Consider the following 24,186-nt stretch of genomic DNA (forward strand, 5'->3'; position numbering starts at 1 on the left):
CCGACCGATCGCGGTCGTGGCGAGCGCTGAGCGCTCGGGGCGCGGTGTCAGTCCTCGACGGCATTCAGAATGCGGATGTCGCGTTCGGCGCCGTCGCCGAGCGCGGCCAGCGCCTCCTGGTACGCGTTGCTGCGGTACGCCGCGACTGCGGCATCGGCGCTGTCGAAGCGGATGACGGTTGTTCGCAGACCAGCGGATCCCTCCAGCACATGCACCGGGTTGCCGCGGGCGAGGAACACTCCGCCGGCCGCCCGTACCGCCGGGCCAGCCAGCTCGACGTAGCGTGCGAGCTTGGCCTCGTCATGGATGGCGGTGAAGGTGTTGATCCAATACGCGGTCATACCCATATGATGCCTTTCCGGTACACCGGTCGGACGGCCGGGCTCATCAGGGCGAAGTCGTCGCGGTTGATCGACTGCAGTGTGCTGGCGGCCAGTGCGACGAGAAGAAATCTCAGCGGAGCGTCGGATCGGGGCAGCGGCGTTCGTTGCAAGGGTGGAAGGCGGCCCGAGGGGCGCCGACACGATGGCTGGAGATGATCACGATGGTGCAGTACCTGATTTCCGTGCTGGACGACACGACCGACTCCGCCACCGCGGACGAGATGGCCGCGATCGGCGCCTTCAACGAACAGCTCAAGGTCGCGGGGCACTGGGTCTTCGCCGGCGGCCTCGCGTCGCCCAGTACGGCCACCGTCGTCGACGGCCGGGACGGGGAGGCGGTGTTCACCGACGGGCCCTACCTGGAGTCGAAGGAGTACGTCGGCGGCTTCTGGATCGTCGAGGCCCCCGATCTCGACGTGGCGCTCCGGCTCGCCGCCCAGGCGTCGAAGCACTGTGACCGGAGGGTCGAGCTCCGGCCGTTCCTGGGTGCATGACCGACGTCGACGAGGTGGTCACCCGGGTCCACCGGAAAGAGTGGGCCCGGGTGGTCGCGACCCTGGCCAGGCGCTTCGGCGACCTCGACATCGCCGAGGAGATGGCCGCCGAGGCGTTCGTGACCGCCGTCGAACGCTGGCCGGTTGACGGCGTACCGCCGAATCCCGGCGCGTGGCTCACCACCACCGCGTACCGCAAGGCCGTCGACCGCGTACGGCGCGAGGCCAGACGCGAGGAAAAGCACAAGGAGGCGCTGATGCTCTCCGACACTCCTGAGCCACTCGGCGCGATCGACGACGATCGGCTCCGCCTCGTCTTCACCTGCTGCCACCCCGCCCTCGCCATGGAGGCGCGGGTCGCGCTGACCCTGCGGATGGTCGGCGGGCTCACCGTGTCCGAGATCGCCCGCGCGTTCCTGGTACAGGAAGCCGCCATGGGCCGGCGCATCACCCGCGCGAAGACGAAGATCAAGGCGGCGAAGATTCCCTACCGCGTGCCGCTACGTGAGGACCTCCCGGCCCGGGTCACCGGGGTGCTCGCCGTGCTCTACCTGATCTTCAACGAGGGCTATCTGACCTCGGACTCCGAGAAGGAGGCGGTCCGCGGCGACCTGACCGCCGAGGCGATCCGGCTGACCCGGCTGGTCCGTACCCTGATGCCGGCGGACGGTGAGGTCGCCGGACTCCTCGCGCTGATGCTCCTGACGGAGGCCCGCCGGGCCGCGCGGGTGTCGGCGGACGGTGAGCTCGTCACCCTCGACGAGCAGGACCGCGACGTCTGGGACCGCGAGCTGATCGCAGAGGGCCACGCCCTGGTCCGTGCGCGTCTCGCCACCGGCCAGCCGCCGGGGCGCTACCAGATCCTCGCCGCGATCAACGCCGTGCACACCCACGCCCGCGACGTCCGCGACACCGACTGGTCACAGGTCGTCGCGCTCTACGACCAACTGCTCCACCTCGACCCCTCGCCGATCGTGCGGCTCAACCGGGCGATCGCGGTGGCCGAGCTCGACGGCCCGCAGGTCGCGCTGGCGGAGGCTGACGGCCTGCCGCTGGAGGACTACCACGCCTTCCACGCCACCCGCGCCGACCTGCTGCGCCGGCTGGGTCGCAGCGAGCAGGCGCGAGCGGCGTACGACCGGGCCATCGGGCTGGCCGGCAACACCGCCGAGACGGCGTACCTCATCCGCCGCCGCAACCAGCTGACCGGCTCGTGAACCGCACCACCCCGGCCGCCGACTCCGCCAGGTACAGCGACGACCGACCGCGCCAGCGGCACAGGGCGCACCGGGGGGCGTAACGCTTCCCGTCATGGGGTGCTGGAACCGACGCCGCGGCGTCGCGCCCGATGACGGCTCAGGGCGACGTCCACCACCGCTCGTACTCGGCGGGCAGCGGAGGTGGGCCGCCCGAGCTGAGGTCGTCCCAGAGGCCCTCCAGGGAGAGCTCGCCGTCGACGAACAGATCGGGCCGGAGCGCTTCCCTGACGCCGACGACCGGATAGGTGCCGACGAACGCGTCCGCCTCGCCTACCGCGGTCCCCTCCGGCGGATGCCGCAGGTCCATGACGAAGCCGTCGAGGCTCAGCACCATCGGGCCACGCGTGTGGCCGTGCACGGTGAGCCGTCCGACCGGGCAATCCGTGGAATCGCCCAGCACGCCGGCATCCGACGTCAGGTCACCGTGGACGATCAGCTCCGGTGAGCCACCGAGCGTCACCACCCGCGCCGAAAGGTTCCCCCGGACCAGCACGAACGTGGGAGGTCCCTTGGTGACCGGGGTGAACTCGCCGTCCACGGTCAGGTCGCCGTCGACGATGACGTGGTACGGCGGCTCCTCACGTTCGTACCCCACCATCAGGTCGGATTCCTCGACGTGCCAGTCGTGCTCGTACAGTCGGGTTTCGTGCTGGTGCTCCGGAGCCAGGTAGGGAAAGTGGAGCTGACCGGCCAGCGAGAACCGCTGCTCCGCCTCGGCGGCGCTGATCACCCGGTACGAGCTGTCCCATGACATGTCGGCACCCTAGCCCCTCGTGGGCGGCGGGACGGTCCCGCTCACCTGGAGATGGGATGCTGACGGGGTGAGGACCGCGCGGCGGATGTGGACGCTTTACGAACCCCTGCACGCCGTCACGTACTTCGCGCCGGAGGCGCGGCGGGCGTACGAGGCGGCTGGGTTGCGCGGCTACTGGCGGGGGTATTTCGCCGGGCGCGCGGCCCCGCTCGGGCCGGTCGGGGCGGCGCCGGTCGTGGCGGCCTTCTTCAACTTCGCGCCCGTCATGGTCGCCCGTGCCCTGCCCGATATCTGGCAGCGGGCATCTGCGGCGGAGGCAGTCACGGCGCGTCTGGCCGGGGCCACGGACGCGTTGGCCCGGCTCACCCGCGGCATTCCCGCCGGCACGGTCGAGGTGGCCGCCGACCTGTTGACCGAGGTGGTCGGCCGCCTCGATCCGGCGGGTCGGGTGCTCGGCGCCGCCAACGCGGCACTGCCACTGCCGCGGGACCCGCTGGGTCGGCTCTGGCAGGCCGCCACGACGTTGCGCGAGCACCGCGGGGACGGGCACGTGGCCGCCCTGGTCGCGGCCGGACTGGGTGGCTGCGAGCCGCTGGTCTGGCGGGCCACGAGGGATCTGGGTCGCGAGGTCCTGCAACCTAACCGGGGCTGGTCCGACGAGGAGTGGGACGCCGCGGCCGGACGGCTCGTCGAGCGGGGATGGCTGGACGAGAACGGCACTGCCACGACCACCGGCGTCGCCGCGTACGAGCGGATCGAGGCCGTGACCGACGACGTCGCCGCAACTGCCTGGACGGGCGTCGATACGGAGCGCGTCGCCGCGCTGCTGGCCCCGATCGCGCACGCCTGCCGGGCCGCGCTACCCCCGGTCAACCCGATCGGGCTACCCGCGCCCGGCGGCCACGGTAGCGGCGACGAGCCGGACGCGGCCGGGGTGGAGCAGACGCCGGGCGGTTCCCGGACCGACCGTCACTGAGCGAGCCTGCAGCCGTCACGACGACGAAGCCGCTCGAACGCTTTTGGCCACGGGATCTCGTCGAGGGCACCGACAATCGTCGCCGCACAGGCATCGGGGCCGGTGCTGGTGGTGTCCACGGCGATGTCGCATTCGCCGTACGCGTAGACCCCGGTCTGGGAACGGGCCAGCCCGACGGGTCGATCCCCACGATTCCGCTCGCGCCGGTCGAGTTCCTCCGGGGCGCAGCGAACCTCGACGAGCGTCACGTCGTATCCGTCCAACACATCGAGCAGGTCCTCCATCCGCCATCGCTCGCTCAGCGGATAGTCCATGATGACGTCGTTTCCCGCCCAGGCGAGCGCGGCCACGGCTCGGTGATAGCCGAGACGAGTCCTTTTCAACATCTCGCCGACCTGCTCGTCGTCGAGCACGCGAGTGTGGACGGTGGAGCGCATGGCGCCGACCACGTCGACGGGGACGAGGAACCAGGGATCGGGCAGGAGCGGCAGGAGGGCCTGGCCGATGCTGCTCTTGCCGGAACTCGAAGCGCCGTTGAGCAGGATGATGCGGCCCCTCCGGTGCGACCTCACACCGAGACCCTAGCGTCGCAAGCTCCACGACCGTCGCAAGCTCCACGACGCGTGCTCGCCTGGTGACTCTCAGGTCAGCAGTATGGGATTGGTGAGTGCCGCCATCTGTCCGGAGGGGTGACGTACCTCGATGCGGACGAACGCCGAGTCCTGCGCGCCGAGGGACCACTCCACGGTGCCCGCGTCATGGTCGGGCAACTGTTCACGGTGTATCCCGCCCTGCTCGGTGTGGAAGCTGACCGTGCCGGACGGCACGCCCCGTATCTCCACCCGAACCGTGGCCGCTTCACCGTCGGTGATCAGTCGTTCGCCGATTCCGGCACGCCGGCCACCGGCGGTGAGGCTGAGCGACAGTCGAACCTCCGCCGACTCCGCGATCCAGCTTCGACCAGCGCGGATCCCGGCGAGGATCGCACCTGTGCCGAGTCCTTCGGACAGCACGACGGTGTGCGGTACGCCGAGCTGACCATCCAGGTGGGCGTCGCTGTTACCTATCGCCGGACGCCACCGGCCATGGCAGATGTCGGAAGCCAGGCTCCGGCCCCAATCGGCCAGTGCCGCCTCGTTGTCGGCGTTCCATGGCAGGTCCGAACTCCATCGTCCGTTCCAGACCTCGACCGCGTCGAATCCCAGGAACGGATACATGAAGGTCCCCGACGGGTACGGCGCGTACGGGTGGGCCGCGACGCACAGCCCACCCGCTCGGTGGACCTGATCCATGGACACATCGATCAAGCCGTCGCGGACGCCATAACGCCAGTCGACGACCTGCCCCGGCTCAAGACCCAGCGCCAGCCAGTGCCCGCTTTGGGTCGTGATCTCCTGACCCAGGATCACCAACAGGTCGTCACCAGCCAACGCTCCCCACGCACCGTGGGTATCCGCGGTGTTGTGTTCGGTTATGGCGATGAAGTCAAGTCGGGCCGCACGGGCGGCAGCCGCAAGCTGGCTCGGCGTCAGTTCCCCGCCCTGGGAGAGCTGTGAATGTACGTGGCAGTCACCCCGATACCAGTCCCATCCCCGACCGGACACCTGTCGTGGCGGAAATTCCGGCTCGCGGACACGTCCCGCCCTGTTCGCGGACGTAGGCACGGCGGCATCGTACCCAGCCGGGCACGGACGAGGCTGCCCAGACTCGGGCATCGATCGCCCCGGTGGTCTGCCACTTCACCGTACGGGCGTGCCGGTTGCCCCGGTGGGAAATGCCTCGGTGCCGAGTACGCGCAGCAGTTCCAGCCGCTCGCGGGCGTCGTCGTCCGCCGGGGTGAGCACCAGCAGTTGTTGACCCTGGTCGGGAGTCACCAGGGTCTCGCAGTCCATCAGCAGGCGGCCCACCCGCGGATGCACCAGGGTCTTGCGGTCGGCACGCCGGACCGCCACCTCGTGCTCGGCCCAGAGCCGGCGGAAGTCGGCACTCGCCGCCTGCAACCTGTCGACGAGTCCGGTGACCGTGGCGTCGCCGGACCGGCGGCCGGCCACCGCACGCAGGTCCGCCACGAGCTGACGGGCGTGACGCTCCTGCTCCTCCGGCGGGCTGGCGGCCCGGGCTGCGGGGTCGGTGAACCAGCGGTATGCGACGTATCGTCGGTCGCCGGAGAATCCGGTGTGGTCGCCGGTCAACAGGATGGCTGTCCGGTTCTGGGCGAGGATCTCCCCCAGGTCGGACAGCACCAGGGCCGGGGTGTCGCCGAGCAGGTCGAGCATGCGTACCAGCCCGGCGCGGGCGAGCCGGGCCACCCCGTCGGCGGGCGGGGGCCGATGGCCGGCCAGGTGGAAAAGGTGGTCGCGCTCGTCGTCGGACAGACGCAGGGCCCGGGCCAACGCGCCGAGCAGCTGGGTCGACGGCTGACTGCTGCGGCCCTGCTCAAGGCGTACGACGTAGTCCACCGACATGCCGGCGAGCATGGCCACCTCCTCGCGGCGCAGACCGGTGGTGCGGCGGCGGGGGCCGTCGGCGAGGCCCACCTCGGCCGGGCGGATCGCCTCGCGGCGGCGGCGCAGGAAGTCGGCGAGCTGGTCACGGTGCATGACCCCATGGTCCCTCGCGGCCGGCGGGCCGATCCAGGGAGCGGCTCTCCCACGATGAACGCTCCGCTCCCGTACGGCGCGACGTTGGCGCAAGGTGGGTGACAGGTCGACGACGAAGGAGAACACCATGCAGACACGAAGCCTGGGCAAGACCGGCCCGACCGTTTCCGCGCTGGGCCTCGGTGCGATGGGGATGTCGGGCGCTTACGGCGCGGCCGACCGGGCGGAGAGCATCGCGACCGTGCACGCCGCGCTGGAGGCCGACGTCACGCTGATCGACACCGGCGACTTCTACGCCATGGGCCACAACGAGTTGCTGCTCGCCGAGGCCCTGCGCGGCCGGGACCGGGACAGCTACCAGCTGAGCGTCAAGTTCGGCATGCTGCGCGGACCCGGCCCCGGTTTCGGCGGGTACGACGGACGCCCCGAGGCGGTGCGGAACTTCCTGGCCTACTCGCTGACCCGGCTCGGCGTCGACCACATCGACATCTACCGTCCAGCCCGGCTGGACCCGGCGGTACCGATCGAGGAAACGGTGGGCGCGATCAAGGAGATGATCGATGCCGGATACGTGCGCCACATCGGCCTCTCGGAGGTGAATGCCGGGACCATCCGCCGGGCACACGCCGTGCACCCGATCGCCGATTTGCAGATCGAGTACTCACTGATCTCGCGGGCGGTGGAGGCGGACGTCCTGCCTACGCTGCGGGAACTCGGGATCGGCCTGACCGCGTACGGCGTCCTCAGCCGCGGCCTCATCTCCGGGCACTGGAGCGCCGATCGCACCGGCGGTTCCGGTGACAGCCGCGGCTCCAGCCCGAGGTTCTCGGACGGGAACCTGGAACACAACCTCGCACTGGTCGAGGCGCTGCGCCGGTGTGCCGAGGCCAAGGGGTGCACCGTCGCCCAGTTGGCCATCGCCTGGGTGGTCGCGCAGGGCGCGGACATCGTGCCGCTGATCGGCGCCCGCACCCGCGAGCGGCTGGCCGAGGCGCTGCCCGCGACGCAGTTGCACCTCACCGCGGACGACCTTGCGGAGATCGAGAAGGCGGTGCCGGCGGGCGCGGCGCGCGGCGACCGGTATCCGTCCGCGTTCATGTCGAGCCTCGGAGTGGGGAACTGAGTCCGGCTCTCTCCGGCGGGGCACGCTGCGGTGCGGGCCCCGTCGGGAAGGCAACGCTCGTCGTGAGGTCAAGGTCGGAGCGTGACCTTCGACCCGGGTGGCTTCCGCTCGATCGTCGCCGGCCGGCGGATGCCCCTGCTGCTCCTACGCCGGGTGCTCGACGACCGGGCGGGTACGGTTCGCGCGGCTCGGTCCGGATGGCTCGATGCCGGACCGGGAAGTTGTCGACGACCACGACCCGGTCGGGGTACTCCGGGCGCAGCGGGACCTGCGGAATCTGCAGGCGACGCAACGTGCCGGGTCGGTCCTCGTGGCCGAGCATCCCCGGAATGAGACGTACGGATAGCGGCACCTACACCAGCCGTACGGGAACACCGATCCGTTGGCTGTTGCGTATCGTATTGAGCCTCATCTCGGCCAGGTAGCGGCTTTCCCGACCGGAGGTCTCCGATGTATTCGATCCTTGCGGTAGTCGAACGAAAGCCCATCATGCCGCTCTGGCAGGAGGTGGTGGTGGGCGCGGTCGCGTTCGGGATCCTCTGCTTCGTCCTGATGAAGTACGTCTTCCCGCGGATGGAACAGACCTTCGCTGCACGGATCGAGGCCATCGAGGGTGGCATCGAACGGGCCGAGGCCGCGCGGGCGGAGGCCGAGCGTCTGCTGGACCGGTATCGGGCCGAGTTGGCCGAGGCGCGTACGGACGCTGCTCGGATCCGGAACGAGGCTCGTGCCGATGTCGAGCGCGTCCGGCAGGACGTACTGGCCGAGGCGCGGCAGGAGTCGGACCGGGTCATGGCGGTCGGCCGGGAGCAGCTTGCCGCCGAGCGTCAGACGATCGTGCGGGAGGTGCGGACCGAGGTCGGCGCGCTCGCGGTGGACCTGGCCAGCAGGATCGTCGGTGAGTCGATCGCCGACGAGGCGCGCCGCAGGGGCACGGTCGAGAGGTTCCTCACCGAGCTTGAGAGCACGGGGAGCCGCTGACACGGGCCGCGATGCGCTCAGCGTTCGACCGGTGCGGAGCAGGACAGGTTAGGCGAACGCGATGCGGTAGAGCCGGTCCATGTCGCCCTCCATCACGGCGACCAGCCCGTCCCACGGCGACCTCGGCGTCGTTGGTGGTGGCCTGGTGGGCGACCCGGGTCCCAGGGCCGCCGGTGCTGTCGCCGAACGCCTCCGCCGGCATTGCCAGTGGGCCCTGCGCCAACCGCCACGCGTCGGCGACCGCCTGCGACGAGCGGAGCATCTGTTCGGCCAGCCGTGTCACCGCGACGGGATCGGCGCGTACCTCCGTGGTCGACATGTCCGCAGCCTAGCGATCATGCGCGCCCCCGGGTGCCCGTGGTCGCGCCCCGGGCGGCGCTCAGGGGATCCGGGCGACCGCGCCGTACATGCAGATGTCGAGGGGGTCGGGAACGCGGTCGCCGGGGGCGGGCCGCCATTCCCCGACCGGGACGATGCCCGGGTCGACCAGTTCCAGGCCGGTGAAGAACCGGGCGAACTCGTCCCGGCTGCGGGGCCGGCTCTGCCCGCCGCTGGCGGCGTTGGCGTGCTCCAGCGCCGCGACGGTCTCCGCCGGCACCCCGTCGTAGGTGCCGTGGGACATGACGACGTAGCTGCCCGACGGCAACGCCTCGATTACCCGGGCGACCACGCCGTACGGGTCCTCGAAGTCGCGTACGAAATGCAGGATCGCCACCAGCATCAGCCCGACCGGCTCACGCAGGTCCAGGGTGTCGTGCAGCTCCGGGGCGTCCAGGATCGCGGCGGGGTCGCGCAGGTCCCGTTCGATGTACGCGCCCTTGCCCTCCGGCGAGGAGGTCAGCAGGGCCCGGGCATGGGCCATGACGAGCGGGTCGTTGTCGACGTAGACGATGCGCGACTGCGGTGCGATCCGCTGCGCGACCTCGTGGGTGTTGTCGGCCGTGGGCAGCCCGGTGCCGATGTCGAGGAACTGGCGGATGCCGACCTCGCCGGCCAGGAAGCCCACCGCCCGCTGGAGGAACCTGCGGTTCTCCCGGGCGGCCTGCATCGCCGTCGGGAACACGGCGGCCACCTGGTCGCCGGACTCGCGGTCGACGGCGAAGTTGTCCTTGCCGCCGAGCCAGTAGTTGTACCGGCGGGCGGGGTGCACCACACTTGTGTCGATCTTGTTGACCGGACTGGTCGTGTCGCTCACGGCACCTCCAACGGAGTCGGTTCCCGGGCGAGCCGGGGGTGGCGGCGGACCGGCTCGGACGGCCGGGCCATCGCCCGACCGACCACAGTGGGACGAACCGCCCGCCCGATTATGGGCCACGGCGGATGTCGCGTCGGCAGGCAGGGCAACGGTTCCCGTCCGCTGCCGTGATCCGCCGGGCTGTCATGATGCTGCGCATGACAGGCGGGCTCGGTCGAATCCTCATCTCCCACGCCCCCGACGACGCGACGCACACCGATGCCGTACGGGATCTCTGGATCCTGCTGCGGGCCGGGGGTCTCGACGCGGGGCTGCTCTCCGGGCCTGCGGAGCTGGCCGCCGCCGAACTGGACTCGGCCGACGTCGTCGTGCTCGTCGGCTCGCCGCTCTACCGTCAGGTGGCGGCCGCCGACGATCCCGCCGGATGTGGTCACCCGGAGCTGTGGCACGCGGCCCGGGCGATCAGGGAACTGGTCGAGGGTGACGAGAAGTCCGCCGCCGCCGTGCTGCCGGTGGTGCTGCCCGGCGGCACGGTACGCGACCTGCCCGCCTTCCTGTCCGCGCACGGCGCTCCCCTGCACCGGCTGCGGGCGCTGAGCAAACGCGCGGTCGCCGCGCTGGTCGCGGAGCTGCACAAGCGGTGCGGGACGGTGGATCCGGCGTCCCACCACGAGTTGCGACTGGAGGTGAGCGTGGCGCAGGGTCGGCTGCTCAGCACCGCGACACTCGCCGGAACGCCACTGTGCCGACGCGACGAACCGCTGCCCTTCGGTCGCGACGAGGTCTGGTCGCTGCTGGACCTGCCGGACGCGGAGGCTCGGCTGGCGCGGTTGGGACAGCGGCTGTCGGCGGCACTGTTCGACGCCGACTCCCTCGACCAGCTCACCACCCTCGTCACCGAGGCCGACGACGATACGGTGATCGATGTCGTGGTCAACGCCGACGGCCCGGCGCACGAGCTGCCGTTCGAGCTGATCCGGCTCACCGACCAGCGGGTGCTCGCCACCATCGAGGGCGTGCGCCTGACCCGGACCGTCGCGGGCGTTGCGGCGGTGGCCCAACCGCCGACCCCCGGACCGTTGAAGATCCTGGTCGCGGTCGGCGCACCCGAACACACCGAGAACCCACCACTGGACATCGAGGCCGAGATGCAGGCCATCGTCGGCATGGTCGGCGGACTCGGCCGGGCCGAGGTGACGATCCTCGAGGTCGCCGGCCCGCAGGAGATCGCCGACGCGCTGCGCCGCGACGCGTACCACGTGCTGCACCTGTCGGCGCACGGATCCCCGTACGGGGTGGAGTTGGAAGACCGGGACGGCAACGCCGTCGAGGTCCAGGCGGAGGATCTGGTACGCGCGCTGCGCCGTGGCGGCCGTCCGGTCCCCCTGATCGTCCTGTCGAGCTGCGACGGGGCGGCCGACGCCGACACCGGGCTCGCGACGACCCTGCTGCGACACGGCGCCAGCCGCGTCATCGCGATGCAGACCTCGGTCAGCGACGCCTACGCCACCAGCCTGCTGATGCGCGTCTACGGGGCACTCGCCGAGCGGGACGTGCCGGTCGCGGCGGCGCTCGCGCAGGCCCGGTCGGAGATGTTCGACGAGGCGATGGAGGCCGATTCGTCCGGACGACCCGAGTACGCCGTGGCAACCCTGTTCGCCACCACCGACGGCCCGCTCTGGGACGCCATGGCGGCACCCGTACCGCTGAGCAATCCGACCGAACTCCCGACCGGTGCCGGCGTACGGGAACTGCTGCTCGGCGAGCTGGTCGGCCGGCGTACGCTGCTGCGGCTCGTGACCCGGACCCTGCGCGACGAGGTCGCGCCCACCGGACAGTCGCCGCTGGTCAACGGGGTGATCCTGACCGGTGTCGCCGGGATCGGGAAGACCGCCCTGGCCGGTCGGGCGATCAACCGGCTGCGCGACGACATCGAGGACCCGTGGTCGATCGTCGTGCACACCGGCTGCTGGAACCCGCCGCAGCTCGTCGAGGACGCCACCGCCACCGCCGCCGGGGCCGGCATCGGCGACCACGACGACCAGTCGGCCGCGCTGGCGGCGATCACCGAGCTGCTGCGTACGCACCGCCTGCTGATCGTCTTCGACGACTTCGAGCAGAACCTGACCCTCGGCGGCGACGCCTTCCTCGACCCGGGCTTCGCGGAGGTCTTCGGCGAGCTGTGCCGGGCGGCGGAACGCGGCAAGGTCCTGGTGACCAGCAGGTATCCCGTCCCGCACGAGGTGCCGCTGCTGCGCGTCGAGATGCCGCCGCTGCGCGACGCCGAGCTGCGCCGGTTGCTGCTGAGGCTGCCGGCGCTGCGGGAACTCCCCTACGACGACCGGGAAACCGTGGTACGGACCGTCGGCGGACACCCCCGGCTGGTCGAGTTCGTCGACGCCCTCCTGCGCGGCAGGGCCGGCAGGGCGCGGCTGCCCGAGGTGACCGAACGCCTGCGCCGGCTCGCCAAGCAGGAGAGCATCACGCTCGCCCGGTCGGCGGCGAGCGCGCCCGACGCGACCGAGGCGACCCGGCAGGCGGTCGCGCTCGCTGCCCGGGACATGCTGCTCGGGGATCTGCTGGACCTGTTGACCCCGGCGGAACGCGAGACGCTGCTGCAGGCCGCGGTGCTGCGCGTACCGCTGTCCGGCGACGATCTCGCGTTCGCCGTACACGATCGGGAGCCCGCCGACGACGACCGCGCCGCGGTCGCCGCGGACGTCGACCGACTGCTCGGCCTCACGCTGGTCGTCTCCAGCGGCGACGGGGTGGTGGTGGAGTCCTGGGTCGCGGAGGCCCTGAGCCACCTACAGGGCGCGGAGCACCTGCACCGGCACGACCGGGCCACCAGGATGTACCAGCGGATCATGCAGGCCGGCCGGGCGGACTTCCAGACCGTCACCGAGGTCGTCCACCACCTCAGGACCGCCGGGCGGTTCGACGGGTTGGCCACGTTCGCCGAGGCGCTGCTGCCCGGCCTCGGCGGGGAACTGACCATCGCGGCCTTCCTCGGCGACGTCACCCCCGGCTTTCCCAGCGACCACCCCGCCTACCTCGACCTGCTCGGCCGGGAACGGGACGCGCTGGAGGCCAGCGGCAGCACCGCCGCGGCGGCGGTCAAGGGAGAAGAGGTGCTCGCCGTCGTCTCCGCCGTCGCCGAAGCCGAACCCGAGAACATGCAGGCGCAGGTGGCGCTCAGCTCCGCGCTGGACAGTCAGGGCCGGCTGATGCGTCGCCTCGGCCGCACCACCGAGGCACGCGACCACTACGAAACCGCGCTCGCCATCGACCTGCGCCTCTGCCAGGCCGATCCGGACGACCTGCACTACCAGCGCAACCTCGGCCTGAGCTACCAGAAGATCGCGCAACTGGCACTCGACCGCGGCGAGGTGCAGTCCGCCCGTGAGGCGGCGGACCGGGCGCTGCAGATCCGGCGGCGACTGGTCGACGCCGACCCCGACAACGAGATGCCGCACTACGACCTCGCCGTCTGCCTCGCCGTACTCACCGCCGTGTGCCGCGCCGAGGGCGACACGGGGCAGGCCCGGCAACTGGGCGAACAGGCGCTGGTCGGCTGGCGCCGGCTGACACAGGCCGACGCCGAGAACCAGGATCTGCTGAGCAACCTGCTCGACAGTGTGAGCGCCCTGGCCGACATCATCGGCTTCGTCGGCGACGACGCCGAACAGGCCCGGGCGCTGACCGCCGAGGCGGCGTCGATCGCGGATCGGCTGGCGACGGCGGACCCGGGCAACATCGCCTACCAGCGCGGGCTGCTCGTCTCCCACTGGCGACTCGGCGACATGGACCTCGGCGTTGACGACCTCACCTGCGCCAGGGAACATTTCGAGAGCGCGTTGTCGCTGGCCGGGCGGCTGGCCGACACCGACCCGGACAGCGTCGACGGGCAGTCTGACCTGGCCACGGCCTTCCGCCGGATGGCCGACTACGCCGCCGCGAACGGCCAGCCGGAGGAGGTACGCGGCAATCTCGAACGGTCGTTGGAGATCACGCAGGGCCTCGTGCACCGCTTCCCGCGCAACGGCGGGTACCACCGCGACCTGGCCCGGTCCTGCGAACGCCTCGCCGACTGGGCACGCGACGCCGCAGACCCCGATCTCGCGGGCACGCACTACCGGCAGGCGTTGGCGCACTGGCGACGCCGGACCGCGCTCGACCCCGAAGACCTCGCCGCCCGGCTGGCGCAGGCGAGCGTGAACGACCGCATCGCCGGGTTGGAGCAGGCCGCGGGTCATCCGGGCCGGGCGCGTCGGCGGTGGCAGGCGGCCCTCGTACTCGCCCGAGAGGTCCATGCCGAGGCACCGACCGAGGAACACCGGGCCCGGATCGCGCACTACCAGGCGAGACTCGACTGAGCGCACCGTCCGAAGTGGCACGACGTGATCCACCACCGGGAATCGACCGGCTCGGTGCCGTCGGCCGCAAGCCCTAGCAGGCCGTAAGCCCTAGCAGGCCGCAAGTCCTGGCAACCGGAGCCGCCCACCGTCGCCTCCGCCGAGCAGGTCGGCCGGCTCGGGGGCCACGTCACCGGGACGCTGCCCGAGCCGGCCGCCAGCCGGTTCGGTTCCGTCGTCAGAGATGCGGAATCTCGTGGTTCGCCTGAAAAAGTCCGCCGGGGTCGACGGTCTTGCGGATCTTGATCAACCTGTCCCAGGTCTGGGCGTCGTAACCGGTCGACGGGTCCACCGGCTCCTCTTGGAAGTTCAGGTACTCCCGCCCGCGCGAGTAGGGGGCCATCGCCTCGACCACCCGCTCGCAGTCGGCGATGGTCTGCTTGGCGAAGTCGCCCACCAGCATGCCGCCGCAGATCAGCTGGAACTGCCCGTCCAGCTTCGCCAGCGCACCCGCGCCCGGCTGCGTACGCCCGAGCGCCCCACCGAGCTGCCGCAACTCCGCCATCAGCCGGCACGTCGCTCCCGCGCTGCGACAGCTCGTCGACGGACTCGGCGACTCACCGGCCCAGGTCATGACGCTGCTCGGCGAGACCATCCTGCAGAATCCGATGGCCGTCGCCCTGCTCGGCGATCACTCGATCTACACCGGTGACGCCCGCAACAGCACGTACCGCTGGTTCACCGACCCCACCTCGCGATCGGTCCATCCGCCCGAGGAGCACGAGGAGGAAAGCCTCTCCCGGGTGGCCGAACTGAGGGCCAGATCGGTACGCGTCGGCGATCCCGAGGCAGACCGGCTCATCGGCATGCTCCGCGCCCAGAGCCCCGAATTCGAGCGGATCTGGCTGCAACAACGGGTGGCGATCTGCCGGTCGGGCACCAAGGCACTGGTACATCCCGCCATCGGCACGATCGAACTGGAATGTCAGATCCTGCGAGCCGAAGGCCCCGAGCAACTGCTCGTCGCCTTCACCGCCGCCACCGGCAGCCGCGCGGCCGCACAACTGCGCGGACTCGGGGCCGTGCGCGCCGAGCCGCCGGTCCGGCGGCACCCGCACGCCGCGGTCAGAACGGGGCGGACATCCAGCCGAGCCCGAACCCCGTGACCGCCATGCGTGGCTAGCAGGCCGGGGGACACCTGGGGCCGGTTCGGGACCGCTCGCATCGCGGATCGGCTGTTCGCCGGCCCGGTGCGGGACCGTACAGTGCCGTCCGTGATGCCAGATCTTGCCCGACCTGGGCGACGCCGTCCCCCCGCGCTGCTCGCCCTCGGGCTGGTCACCCTCGGCGTCGGCATCTCCACCGCCGTGGCGGTTCCGTTCCTCTCGCTGTTCCTGAGCACGGCCGTGCACGCCGGTCCGGTCCGGATCACGGTGTTCCTGATCGTCACCCCGATCGCGGGTGTGGTCGCGTCGACCCTCGTCGGGCGGCTGTCCGACCGGCGGCCGATCCGGCGGGCACTGCTGATCGGCACGTCGGTGGCGGGCGTGATCGGCATGGGAGTGGCCGCCTTCGTACGCGACTACTGGGTCCTGCTCGCGCTGACGGTGACCGCGACGTCGCTGGCCGGGGCACTGTTCCCGCAGACGTTCGCGTACGCCCGCGAACTGTTGACCCGCGACGGCGCCGGCCGGGCCGCGATGGGAACCAACGCCCTGCGTACGGTGTTCTCGCTGGCCTGGGTGGCCGGGCCGCCGCTGGCCGCGTTCCTGATCGACGTCGGCGGTTTCACCTACCTGTACGGGATAGCCGCGCTGATGTACGCGGCCGTGGCACTGGTCGTGGTCTTCTGGCTCGACGAACTCGATCCGCCCACCGCATCGACCGCGCCGATTGCCCCCGATGGCGAACCCACCCCCGATGTTCCCGGCATGGTCGAGGCGTCGCGGCGGACCGTGCTGCTGACGGCGGTCGCGTTCACGCTGCTGCAGTGTCCGCTGACGCTGAGCCTGCAGACGCTGCCGTTGTTCGTCAGTGGCAACCTCGACGGCAATCTCGACGACGCGGGCCTCATCCTCGGCCTCTGCGCCGCACTGGAGATCCCTCTCATGCTCGGCCTCGGCGTGCTGACGACCCGGTTCCCCCTGCGTGTGCTGATGCTCGTCGGCGCCGGGTCCGGTGTCGCGTACCACGTCTGCGCGGCGCTCACGGGGAGCGTGTCGATGCTGGCCGTCGCACAGATCCTCAACGCGGTCTTCATCGCGGCGGTTTCCGGGCTGGGCATCTCGTACATGCAGGACCTGCTGCCCCGGCAGCCGGGGCGGGCCACGACCCTGTTCACCAACACGTTCCCGATCGGAGCGATCCTGGCCGGCCCGCTGTTCGGGCTGGCCCAGCACTTCGGCCTGCGGCTCGCGTACGGGATCGGTACGGGTTTGTGCGCCGCCGGCCTGTTGATCCTTCTGATCACCCGACCCCCGGCCCTTCAGACACGGCAACCCGCGTCGTGACATGTTGGCGGCTCGCCCGAAACACGCCTGGATCTGGGTATCGCTCTGCGTCCACATCGGTCGATCGCGTACACAGCATCCCGGCACCCGCCTTTCGGTAGTAGCAGCCCATACCGACTCCTGCGCCATCGTACGAATTTGCGCTGGCCAATGGGCTGAATCGACTGCGCCCACTCCCCCTCGGCGTGACCGGTCGTACCTTCGGTATAGGTCGCCGACACGGTCGTACGACCGGCGTAGCCGTCCGTACGATCCGTCACCCACCGTGCGGATGACTATATTCCGCCCAATATCTGCCCGAATGCTGCCCGCGAACGTGTCTTGATCAGCAACAGAGATCCACCGAACATGATCGAAGTCGTCGTGGGGACGTCCATCGATCGTTGGGTTCGCTCCCACACGACCGGTGGCACCGGACATCCCGGAGCTGCCTCCATCGGTGCTCCGAGCGATCGGGTCACCGAAAAGTGGGGAGGAAAGAGTGTCAGTACGACAGACACGCCGAGGCGGGGGTCGATTCAGACTCCGGTCATCGGTCGCCATCCTGGCGGCCGTTGTCCTCGGTGTCACGGCCCAACCGGCGTACGCGGCGCCCGCCGCGCCCAGCGCCACCGTCGATGCCCAGGTGCTCAAGGAGATCAGCGCCAAGGGCAGCACCAGCTTCATGGTGTTCCTGCGCGAGCAGGCCAAACTGGACGGTGCCGCGAAGCTGCGCGACAGCGACGCCAAGGCCGTCGAGGTGCACCGGCAGCTGACCGGTACCGCCACCCGGACCCAGAGCGGACTGCGCGCCGACCTGGACGCGAAGAAGGCGGAGTACACCGCGTACTGGATCGCCAACGCGCTCCAGGTCCGTGGCGACAAAGCCCTGGTCGACTCGATCGCCGCCCGTGCCGAGGTGGCCCGGATCGAGCCGGTCCACATCTATCCGCTGATCAAGCCGACGCCGAGCAAGACGACGGCGAAGACCGGCCCGAACGCGGTCGAGTGGGGCCTGAGCAACATCGAGGCGCCGCGCGTCTGGTCCGAGTACGGTGACCGCGGCGAGGGCATCGTCGTGGCCAACATCGACACCGGCGTCCAGTACGACCACCCGGCCGTCGTCGGCCAGTACCGCGGCAACCTGGGCAACGGCAGCTTCGACCACAACTACAACTGGTTCGACCCGGCCAGCGTCTGCGCCAACGACACCCCGTGCGACAACATCGACCACGGCACGCACACCATGGGCACGATGGTCGGTGACGACGGCGCCGGCAACCAGATCGGAGTCGCACCCGGCGCCAAGTGGATCGCCGCGAAGGGCTGCGAGAACCAGCTCGGTTGCTCCGAGTCCTCCCTGCTCGCCGCCGGTCAGTGGGTGCTCGCCCCGACCGACCTCAACGGCCAGAACCCCCGGCCCGACCTGCACCCGGACGTGGTCAACAACTCCTGGGGCGGAGGCCAGGGCGACCCCTGGTACGAGCAGACCATCGTGGCCTGGCGCGCCGCCGGCATCTTCCCCAGCTTCAGCGCCGGCAACAGCGGCGAGGCGGGCTGTGGCTCGGCCAACTCCCCCGGTGACAGCCCGAACGCGTACGCGGTGGGCTCGTACGACGTGAACAACGCGATCTCGTACTTCTCCAGCCGCGGGCCCAGCGTCAACGGCCTGACCAAGCCGAACGTCTCGGCGCCGGGCTCCAACGTGCGCTCCAGCGTTCCCGGCAACGGGTACGCGAACTTCAACGGCACCTCGATGGCCGCCCCGCACGTCTCCGGGGCCGTCGCGCTGATCTGGTCGGCGGCACCGACCCTGCGCGGCGACGTCCCCGCCACCGAGGCGCTGCTCGACGACACCGCCACCGACGTCGACGCGCTCGCTTGCGGTGGCACCGTCGACGACAACAACATCTTCGGCGAGGGTCGGCTCAACGCGTACCAGGCGGTCACCGCAGCACCGCGCGGCCCGGTCGGGCAGGCCACCGGCACCGTCACCAACAGCGCCACCGGGGCTGTCCTGGCCGGCGCCACCGTCACCGCCGGTCCGCGCCGCGCGACCACCGGCGCCGACGGCACCTACTCGCTGACCGTCGCGGCCGGCGAGCAGACCGTCACCGCCAGCGCCTACGGCTACGCCGACCAGACCGTCACCCTGACGGTTCCGGAGGGTGGCGTGGTCACGAAGAACTTCGCGCTCGTCGAGACCCCGCCGGTGACCGTCACCGGCAAGGTCACCGACGGTTCCGGTCACGGCTGGCCGCTGTACGCCTCGATCGAGGTGCCCGGCCGGCCGGGCGGGCCGGTGTTCACCGACCCGAGCACCGGCACGTACTCGTTCACCGTGCCGGGCAACACCGCCTACAAGGTCAAGACGACCGCGCGTTACCCGGGCTACCGGCAGGTGGAAACCACGCTGGAACTCGGTGTCGGTGCCACCACGGCCAACATCGCGGTGCCGGTCGACCCGGGCTGCACCGTCGCCGGCTACTCCCCCTCGGTCGGCGACCCGCTGCTGACCCAGACCTTCGACGGCACCTCCGCCCCCGAGGGTTGGTCGGTGGTCAACCGGACCGACGGCGGCGGCTGGGCCTTCGTCGACGAGGGCAACCGGGGCAACCTGACCGGCGGCACCGGCGGCTTCGCCATCGTCGACAGCGACCACCTCGGCAACGGTCCGACGCAGGACACCGACCTGCGCAGTCCCGTACTGGACCTGTCCGCGGTGAGCGCGCCGTACCTGAAGTTCAACAGCGACATGTGGCTGACCGGCGGCAACAACACCGCCGACATCGACGTCTCGACCGACGGCGGCGAGAACTGGACCAACGTCTGGCACCAGAGCGCCAGCCGGCGTGGGCCGGTCGTGGAGGAGGTACCGCTCACCCCGGCCGCCGGCAGCGCGAACGCGGTGATCCGGTTCCGGTACGCCGGCAGCTTCTCCTGGTGGTGGCAGCTGGACAACCTCCAGCTGATCAACCGGATCTGCACCCCGATCCCGGGTGGCCTGGTCACCGGTTTCACCACCGACGCCAACACCGGTGCCGCCATCAACGGTGCGACGGTGAGCAGCGCGGACCAGCCGCTGGACAAGGGCGTGTCGGTGGCGACGCCGGACGACCCGAACATCGGTGACGGCTTCTACTGGTTCTTCTCCAGCCTGACCGGCGCCCACTCGGTGAGTGCCGCGAAGGCGCCGTACCAGCCGTTGGCGAAGAGCGTCACGGTGGTCGCGAACGGAACCCGGAAGGCCGACTTCGCGTTGAAGTCGGGCCGGCTGACGATCGGGCCGGCCACGGTCGAGTCACACCAGCCGTACGGCAGCACCCGTACCACCACGGTGACCGTCAAGAACACCGGTAGCGCCCCGGCCAACGTCGAGGTGCTGGAGCGCTCCGGTCAGTTCGAGCTGCTCTCCAAGCCGGGGGCGGCACTGACCGAGCGGTTGATGAAGGGCCTGACCCCGGCTCAGAACGGGGCCAGGTACCCCGGCGTCACCGGTGGGCCGGCCGCGGCCGGCCCGACCGCCGAGGGCGCGTGGAGCCGGATCGCCGACATGCCGTCGGCGGTCTTCGACAACGCCGGTGCGACCGTGGGCGGCAAGGTCTACTCCTTCGGCGGTGCGAACGGCACCGGCACCGAGAAGAAGGCCTGGGTGTACGACCCGGAGAGCAACGCCTGGAGCAACCTGCCGGACCTGCCCACCGGGCGAGGGAAGTCGGCGGCCGCCGTGGTCGACGACAAGATCTACCTCCTCGGCGGCTGGAGCGACAGCGGCGCACCGGTCACCACGGTCGACGTGTTCGACCCGGCCGTCGGTGCCTGGAGCACGCTCGACGCCACCAACCCCGCGGCCCGCGCGGCCGCCGGCACGGCGGTCATCGACGGCAAGGTCTACCTGGTCGGTGGCTGCGCCGACGGTGGTTGCACGCCGTCGGACAACGTGGTCGTCTTCGACCCGGCGTCGGCCAGCTTCAGCACCGGTGCGAAGTACCCGCACAGCGTGGCGTGGATGTCCTGCGGCGGCATCGGCAGCAGCGCGTACTGCGCCGGTGGCGTGGCCGGTGGGACGTCGTACAAGGACGGGTTCTCCTACGACCCGGCCGCCGACGCCTGGACCGCGCTGCCCGAGTTGCCGATCGACCTGTGGGGCTCGCAGTACGCCGCCGCGGGCGGCCTGCTGGTGATCGCGGGTGGGGTGACCGGCAACTCGTCCGGGCTCACCAACCGGACCGTGGCCTACGACCCGGCCACGAACGCCTGGCAGGCACTGCCGAACGTCGGCTTCCCGGTGTACCGGGGTGCGCTGGCGTGCGGGGCGTACAAGCTGGGTGGTGCTCCGGCACCGGGAACTCCCGGCAAGGAGTCCGAGCGGCTCGGTGACCTCGGTGACTGCGACGGCGCGGGCGATGCGCCGTGGCTGGCCACCACGCCGGCCGACTTCACGCTGGCACCGGGTGCGTCGAAGAAGGTCACGCTGACCCTGACCGCCACCGCGGAGAAGGGGATCGACCAGCCCGGCACCTACCACTCGGAACTGGCCCTGCGTTCGGACACCCCGTACGCGGTGCCGGCGGTCGACGTCGAGCTGAACGTCTCGGCGCCGAACAACTGGGGCAAGGTCCAGGGCACGGTCACCGGCCAGACCTGCGACGGGGAACGCGTACCGGTCAAGGCGACGGTACGGCTGAACCTCGCCGACGGCGGCTACACCCTGTCCGCGGACGGCCAGGGGCACTACGCCTACTGGCTGCCGAAGGGCAAGTACCAGGTGATCGTGGCCAAGGACGGCTGGATCCCCGAGGTGCACCAGCAACAGATCCAGGCCGGCTTCGTGTCGACCCTGGACATCACCCTCGATCCGGTCACGGCCTGCGACTCGCGCGTGGGCGGGATCTGATCACCCCCCTGATACCGGTGGCCGTCGACCCCCTGTGGGTCGGCGGCCACCGCCGTATCGGCATCAGCGGAATCGCCCGGGTGGTACAGCCTGCTGTACCACAACTGACTCGTTGGCTGGATCGTCCCCGGTGACGGCGACTCCTAGCGTTGAGGCACCCACAACGCCGACCACCCGAGGAGTACGCCATGCCCGACCCGAGTCAATCCGCCGAATCGCCCGACACGACCGCGCCCGTACGGGCGCCGAGCACGCGGGACAAGATCCGTCCCGTGCTGTGGCTGTTGCTGGTATTCAGCGCCGCCGCGAACGTGGTGGCCTCCGCTGCCGGCGCCAACGTGTTCGTCGGTTCCGGGTTCGGGCTGGTTGCGGTGGCCTGTGCCACCGCGCTGATCGTCGACCACTACCGGCACCGGCGTCGATGACCAGCCGTCCCCCGGGTGGTACCCCTGGCTATACCCCGGCTCGGGTGTCCACGGTGTGACCGGCAGGGTCGCGTCAGCGGTGTCGTATGGTCTGCGAGTCATCGAAATCTCCGATTCCCGCCAGCCGTTCCGACCACGGAGGTACCGATGCCGACTCCCGGCGCGTACGACATTCGCGACGGCACACCGCCGGTGACGAGGCAGGGCTGGCGACAGGCGGCGAGCGTCCGCTCCCGCGCCGCCCTGGACGCCCTCGAACACCTCGTCGGCGGGCTGGGCACCGGCCTGCTGGCCCTGGTGACACTGATCTGTCTGGTCGTCGTCGCGCTGCTGTCCCTCCTCGGCATCGGCCTGCTCCTGATACCTGTCGCGCTACGGGTGCTGCGCGTCGTCGCCGACCGGGAACGTGCCCGGCTCTCCCGCTGGGGGCCGGAGATCATCGGCCCCGAGCCGGTACCGGTCCGGCTACGAGCCGCCGTGCGGGATCCCGCGATCCACCGGGAACTGGGTTGGGTGGTGTGCCACGCGACCCTCGGTTTCATTCTCGGCCTGTCCGGGGCGACGCTGCCGCTCTACGTGGTGACCAACGGCACCCTCCCCCTGTGGTGGTACCTCGTACCACCGTCGGAGGCCTCCGACACGCTGGCGCTCGTGCACGTGCAGGACCTGCCTGGCGCGCTCGTGGTGAGCCTGATGGGACTGGGCTGGCTCGTCGTGCTGGTGACCCTCACGCCGTACCTGGCCCGGTTACAGGCGTGGCCGGGGCGACGTCTGCTGTCGCCCGATCCCGGTGCCGACCTCACCATGCGGGTCGCGCAACTGACCGCGACGCGGGCCGCTGCCCTGGACGCGCACGCCGCCGAGCTGCGGCGGATCGAACGGTCACTGCACGACGGCACCCAGAACCGGCTGGTCGCCGTCAACGTACTGCTCGGTGCGGCGCGGCGTGCGCTGGGGCGTGACCCGTCCGACGCCGAGGCGATCATCGACCGGGCCCAGGACGCCGCCGAGCAGGCGCTCGCCGAGCTGCGCGCGGTCGTACGGACCATCCTGCCGCCGGTGCTGACCGATCGCAGCCTCTCCGACGCCCTGACCGCCCTCGCCGCCGACTGCCCGGTGCCCTGCCGGGTCGACGCCGAGATGTCGGACCGGTGCGCCGCGTCCGTCGAGGCGACGGCCTACTTCGTGGTGGCCGAGGCGCTCACCAACATCGCCCGGCACAGCAAGGCGGAACACGCCATCGTCAAGCTTCGTCGCCGTGAGGATCAACTGGTTGTGAAGATCACCGATGACGGCCGAGGTGGGGCCGACGAGCACGGCGGTTCGGGACTCATCGGTATCCGCCGCCGGGTCGAAGCGCACGACGGGACGTTCGCGCTGGTCAGCCCGGTCAACGGTCCCACCGACCTGATGGTGAGCCTGCCATGCGGATTGTGATCGCCGAAGACGACCCGCTGTTGCGCGAGGGTCTCGCCCTGCTGTTGCGGGCGGAGTCGCTCGACGTGGTGGCCGCCACCGGCACACCCGACGAGTTCCTGACCGCCATCGACACACACGTTCCGGACGTGGCCATCGTCGACGTCCGGATGCCGCCGACGCACACCGACGAAGGAATCGTCGCGGCTGTCGAGGCCCGGCGCCGGCAACCGGAGCTGGCCGTACTGGTGCTGTCGGCGTACGTCGAGCAGGCGTTCGCCACCGACCTGCTCGCCCAGGGCAGCGCCCGCCTCGGCTACCTGCTCAAGGAGCGCGTCGGTCGGGTACAGGAGTTCCTGGACGCACTGCACCGGGTGGTGGGCGGGGGAACCGCCATCGACCCGGACGTGGTCGCCCAACTGCTGGCCCGGACCCGACCGGCCACGCCGTTGGAGCGGCTCAGCCCCCGGGAGCTTGACGTGCTGGCGCTGATGGCCGAAGGGCTCGGGAACGGTGCCATCGCCGAACGGCTCGTCGTCACCGACGGCGCCGTACACAAGAACATCCGGAGCATCTTCGCCAAGCTCGACCTGGCGCCCACCGACCGCGCGGACCGCCGGGTCGCCGCGGTGCTGCGCTACCTCGAGGACGCCCGCCGCCGAGGCTGACGATCGGGCGGCGGGTCCCGCCCGCTGATCGGCACTCAACGAACCTCCAGGAGACTCCCCGGGTTTTTCCACCCGCACCGCGCATCGTTGGACCTGCCGCGCGACCCGGCCCACCGGGTCCGGGCGCGGGCAGACACCCTGAGCGGGTGGTCGCCGAGCCGTCGGCCGAGG

General features: G+C 70.9%; 19 protein-coding genes. 12 read left to right on the forward strand and 7 right to left on the reverse strand.

Annotated elements, in window-relative coordinates:
* Positions 1 to 47 precede the first annotated feature (47 nt).
* Positions 48 to 341: a DUF1330 domain-containing protein gene (locus tag AB0J90_RS13775; protein WP_363595592.1), complete on the reverse strand. Its 294-nt coding sequence runs from the start codon at positions 339 to 341 to the stop codon at positions 48 to 50.
* Positions 342 to 544: 203 nt separating this feature from the next.
* Between AB0J90_RS13775 and AB0J90_RS13780 the strand changes: the two genes are divergently transcribed.
* Both AB0J90_RS13780 and AB0J90_RS13785 read left to right on the forward strand, forming a co-directional pair.
* Positions 545 to 877, forward strand: a complete 333-nt coding sequence (locus AB0J90_RS13780) for a YciI family protein (RefSeq protein WP_363595685.1) — start codon at positions 545 to 547, stop codon at positions 875 to 877.
* Complete coding sequence (locus AB0J90_RS13785) at positions 874 to 2,094, forward strand: RNA polymerase sigma factor (protein ID WP_363595594.1); 1,221 nt, start codon at positions 874 to 876, stop codon at positions 2,092 to 2,094. The genes AB0J90_RS13780 and AB0J90_RS13785 overlap by 4 nt, the downstream gene beginning before the upstream one ends.
* Before the next feature lie 139 nt (positions 2,095 to 2,233).
* Here AB0J90_RS13785 and AB0J90_RS13790 read toward each other — a convergent pair whose 3' ends face one another.
* The gene (locus tag AB0J90_RS13790) at positions 2,234 to 2,890 is read right to left on the reverse strand and encodes a hypothetical protein (protein ID WP_363595596.1); all 657 of its coding nucleotides are present in this window, start codon (positions 2,888 to 2,890) and stop codon (positions 2,234 to 2,236) included.
* Positions 2,891 to 2,975: 85 nt separating this feature from the next.
* Here AB0J90_RS13790 and AB0J90_RS13795 point away from each other — a divergent pair, with 85 nt between their 5' ends.
* Positions 2,976 to 3,866 carry a hypothetical protein gene (locus AB0J90_RS13795; protein WP_363595597.1) on the forward strand — a complete coding sequence of 297 codons (891 nt, stop codon included), beginning with the start codon at positions 2,976 to 2,978 and terminating at the stop codon, positions 3,864 to 3,866.
* On the opposite strand, the gene AB0J90_RS13800 is transcribed toward AB0J90_RS13795, so the two are convergent.
* The 3 genes from AB0J90_RS13800 to AB0J90_RS13810 all read right to left on the reverse strand — a co-directional run bounded on the left by AB0J90_RS13800 (position 3,860) and on the right by AB0J90_RS13810 (position 6,466).
* On the reverse strand, positions 3,860 to 4,438 hold the full coding sequence (locus AB0J90_RS13800) for an AAA family ATPase (RefSeq protein ID WP_363595599.1): 579 nt from the start codon (positions 4,436 to 4,438) through the stop codon (positions 3,860 to 3,862). The genes AB0J90_RS13795 and AB0J90_RS13800 overlap by 7 nt on opposite strands.
* 69 nt (positions 4,439 to 4,507) lie before the next feature.
* Positions 4,508 to 5,581, reverse strand: a complete 1,074-nt coding sequence (locus AB0J90_RS13805) for a CehA/McbA family metallohydrolase (RefSeq protein ID WP_363595601.1) — start codon at positions 5,579 to 5,581, stop codon at positions 4,508 to 4,510.
* Positions 5,582 to 5,605: 24 nt separating this feature from the next.
* Positions 5,606 to 6,466, reverse strand: coding sequence for a helix-turn-helix transcriptional regulator (locus AB0J90_RS13810; RefSeq protein WP_363595603.1), 861 nt, complete (start codon positions 6,464 to 6,466; stop codon positions 5,606 to 5,608).
* Positions 6,467 to 6,593: 127 nt separating this feature from the next.
* On the opposite strand from AB0J90_RS13810, the gene AB0J90_RS13815 reads away from it, so the two are divergent.
* Positions 6,594 to 7,589, forward strand: a complete 996-nt coding sequence (locus AB0J90_RS13815; protein WP_363595605.1) for an aldo/keto reductase — start codon at positions 6,594 to 6,596, stop codon at positions 7,587 to 7,589.
* Positions 7,590 to 8,039: 450 nt separating this feature from the next.
* Positions 8,040 to 8,570, forward strand: coding sequence for a F0F1 ATP synthase subunit B (locus tag AB0J90_RS13820; RefSeq protein ID WP_363595607.1), 531 nt, complete (start codon positions 8,040 to 8,042; stop codon positions 8,568 to 8,570).
* Between the two features lie 379 nt (positions 8,571 to 8,949).
* Here the strand turns inward: AB0J90_RS13820 and AB0J90_RS13825 are convergent, their stop codons facing one another.
* On the reverse strand, positions 8,950 to 9,765 hold the full coding sequence (locus tag AB0J90_RS13825; RefSeq protein ID WP_363595609.1) for an SAM-dependent methyltransferase: 816 nt from the start codon (positions 9,763 to 9,765) through the stop codon (positions 8,950 to 8,952).
* 197 nt (positions 9,766 to 9,962) lie between these two features.
* On the opposite strand from AB0J90_RS13825, the gene AB0J90_RS13830 reads away from it, so the two are divergent.
* Positions 9,963 to 14,141 carry a CHAT domain-containing protein gene (locus AB0J90_RS13830; RefSeq protein WP_363595611.1) on the forward strand — a complete coding sequence of 1,393 codons (4,179 nt, stop codon included), beginning with the start codon at positions 9,963 to 9,965 and terminating at the stop codon, positions 14,139 to 14,141.
* A gap of 217 nt (positions 14,142 to 14,358) precedes the next feature.
* Here AB0J90_RS13830 and AB0J90_RS13835 read toward each other — a convergent pair whose 3' ends face one another.
* Positions 14,359 to 14,685, reverse strand: a complete 327-nt coding sequence (locus tag AB0J90_RS13835; RefSeq protein ID WP_363595691.1) for a hypothetical protein — start codon at positions 14,683 to 14,685, stop codon at positions 14,359 to 14,361.
* On the opposite strand from AB0J90_RS13835, the gene AB0J90_RS13840 reads away from it, so the two are divergent.
* The 6 genes from AB0J90_RS13840 to AB0J90_RS13865 all read left to right on the forward strand — a co-directional run bounded on the left by AB0J90_RS13840 (position 14,582) and on the right by AB0J90_RS13865 (position 24,015).
* A complete protein-coding gene (locus AB0J90_RS13840; protein ID WP_363595613.1) occupies positions 14,582 to 15,286 on the forward strand; it encodes a hypothetical protein in 705 nt (234 codons plus the stop codon). The two genes, AB0J90_RS13835 and AB0J90_RS13840, sit on opposite strands and share 104 nt — an antisense overlap.
* A gap of 111 nt (positions 15,287 to 15,397) precedes the next feature.
* A complete protein-coding gene (locus AB0J90_RS13845) occupies positions 15,398 to 16,630 on the forward strand; it encodes a sugar efflux transporter (protein ID WP_363595687.1) in 1,233 nt (410 codons plus the stop codon).
* A 541-nt stretch (positions 16,631 to 17,171) separates the two neighbouring features.
* A complete protein-coding gene (locus tag AB0J90_RS13850) occupies positions 17,172 to 21,506 on the forward strand; it encodes a S8 family serine peptidase (protein ID WP_363595689.1) in 4,335 nt (1,444 codons plus the stop codon).
* Between the two features lie 188 nt (positions 21,507 to 21,694).
* Complete coding sequence (locus AB0J90_RS13855; protein WP_363595615.1) at positions 21,695 to 21,931, forward strand: hypothetical protein; 237 nt, start codon at positions 21,695 to 21,697, stop codon at positions 21,929 to 21,931.
* Positions 21,932 to 22,078: 147 nt separating this feature from the next.
* Complete coding sequence (locus AB0J90_RS13860; RefSeq protein WP_363595617.1) at positions 22,079 to 23,368, forward strand: sensor domain-containing protein; 1,290 nt, start codon at positions 22,079 to 22,081, stop codon at positions 23,366 to 23,368.
* Positions 23,356 to 24,015: a response regulator transcription factor gene (locus AB0J90_RS13865; protein ID WP_363595619.1), complete on the forward strand. Its 660-nt coding sequence runs from the start codon at positions 23,356 to 23,358 to the stop codon at positions 24,013 to 24,015. Before AB0J90_RS13860 ends, AB0J90_RS13865 begins: the two co-directional genes overlap by 13 nt.
* The last annotated feature ends 171 nt before the right edge of the window (positions 24,016 to 24,186 follow it).

This window comes from Micromonospora sp. NPDC049523, from assembly GCF_040676775.1.
In the GTDB taxonomy this organism is placed as follows: Bacteria; Actinomycetota; Actinomycetes; order Mycobacteriales; family Micromonosporaceae; genus Micromonospora_G.

Coding starts and splice junctions, on each gene's coding strand:
- AB0J90_RS13775 (WP_363595592.1), bottom strand. CDS start 341: ATGACCGCGTATTGGATCAACACCTTCACCGCCATCCATGACGAGGCC.
- AB0J90_RS13780 (WP_363595685.1), top strand. CDS start 545: ATGGTGCAGTACCTGATTTCCGTGCTGGACGACACGACCGACTCCGCC.
- AB0J90_RS13785 (WP_363595594.1), top strand. CDS start 874: ATGACCGACGTCGACGAGGTGGTCACCCGGGTCCACCGGAAAGAGTGG.
- AB0J90_RS13790 (WP_363595596.1), bottom strand. CDS start 2,890: ATGTCATGGGACAGCTCGTACCGGGTGATCAGCGCCGCCGAGGCGGAG.
- AB0J90_RS13795 (WP_363595597.1), top strand. CDS start 2,976: ATGTGGACGCTTTACGAACCCCTGCACGCCGTCACGTACTTCGCGCCG.
- AB0J90_RS13805 (WP_363595601.1), bottom strand. CDS start 5,581: ATGCCCGAGTCTGGGCAGCCTCGTCCGTGCCCGGCTGGGTACGATGCC.
- AB0J90_RS13810 (WP_363595603.1), bottom strand. CDS start 6,466: ATGCACCGTGACCAGCTCGCCGACTTCCTGCGCCGCCGCCGCGAGGCG.
- AB0J90_RS13815 (WP_363595605.1), top strand. CDS start 6,594: ATGCAGACACGAAGCCTGGGCAAGACCGGCCCGACCGTTTCCGCGCTG.
- AB0J90_RS13820 (WP_363595607.1), top strand. CDS start 8,040: ATGTATTCGATCCTTGCGGTAGTCGAACGAAAGCCCATCATGCCGCTC.
- AB0J90_RS13830 (WP_363595611.1), top strand. CDS start 9,963: ATGACAGGCGGGCTCGGTCGAATCCTCATCTCCCACGCCCCCGACGAC.
- AB0J90_RS13840 (WP_363595613.1), top strand. CDS start 14,582: ATGCCGCCGCAGATCAGCTGGAACTGCCCGTCCAGCTTCGCCAGCGCA.
- AB0J90_RS13835 (WP_363595691.1), bottom strand. CDS start 14,685: ATGGCGGAGTTGCGGCAGCTCGGTGGGGCGCTCGGGCGTACGCAGCCG.
- AB0J90_RS13845 (WP_363595687.1), top strand. CDS start 15,398: ATGCCAGATCTTGCCCGACCTGGGCGACGCCGTCCCCCCGCGCTGCTC.
- AB0J90_RS13855 (WP_363595615.1), top strand. CDS start 21,695: ATGCCCGACCCGAGTCAATCCGCCGAATCGCCCGACACGACCGCGCCC.
- AB0J90_RS13860 (WP_363595617.1), top strand. CDS start 22,079: ATGCCGACTCCCGGCGCGTACGACATTCGCGACGGCACACCGCCGGTG.
- AB0J90_RS13865 (WP_363595619.1), top strand. CDS start 23,356: ATGCGGATTGTGATCGCCGAAGACGACCCGCTGTTGCGCGAGGGTCTC.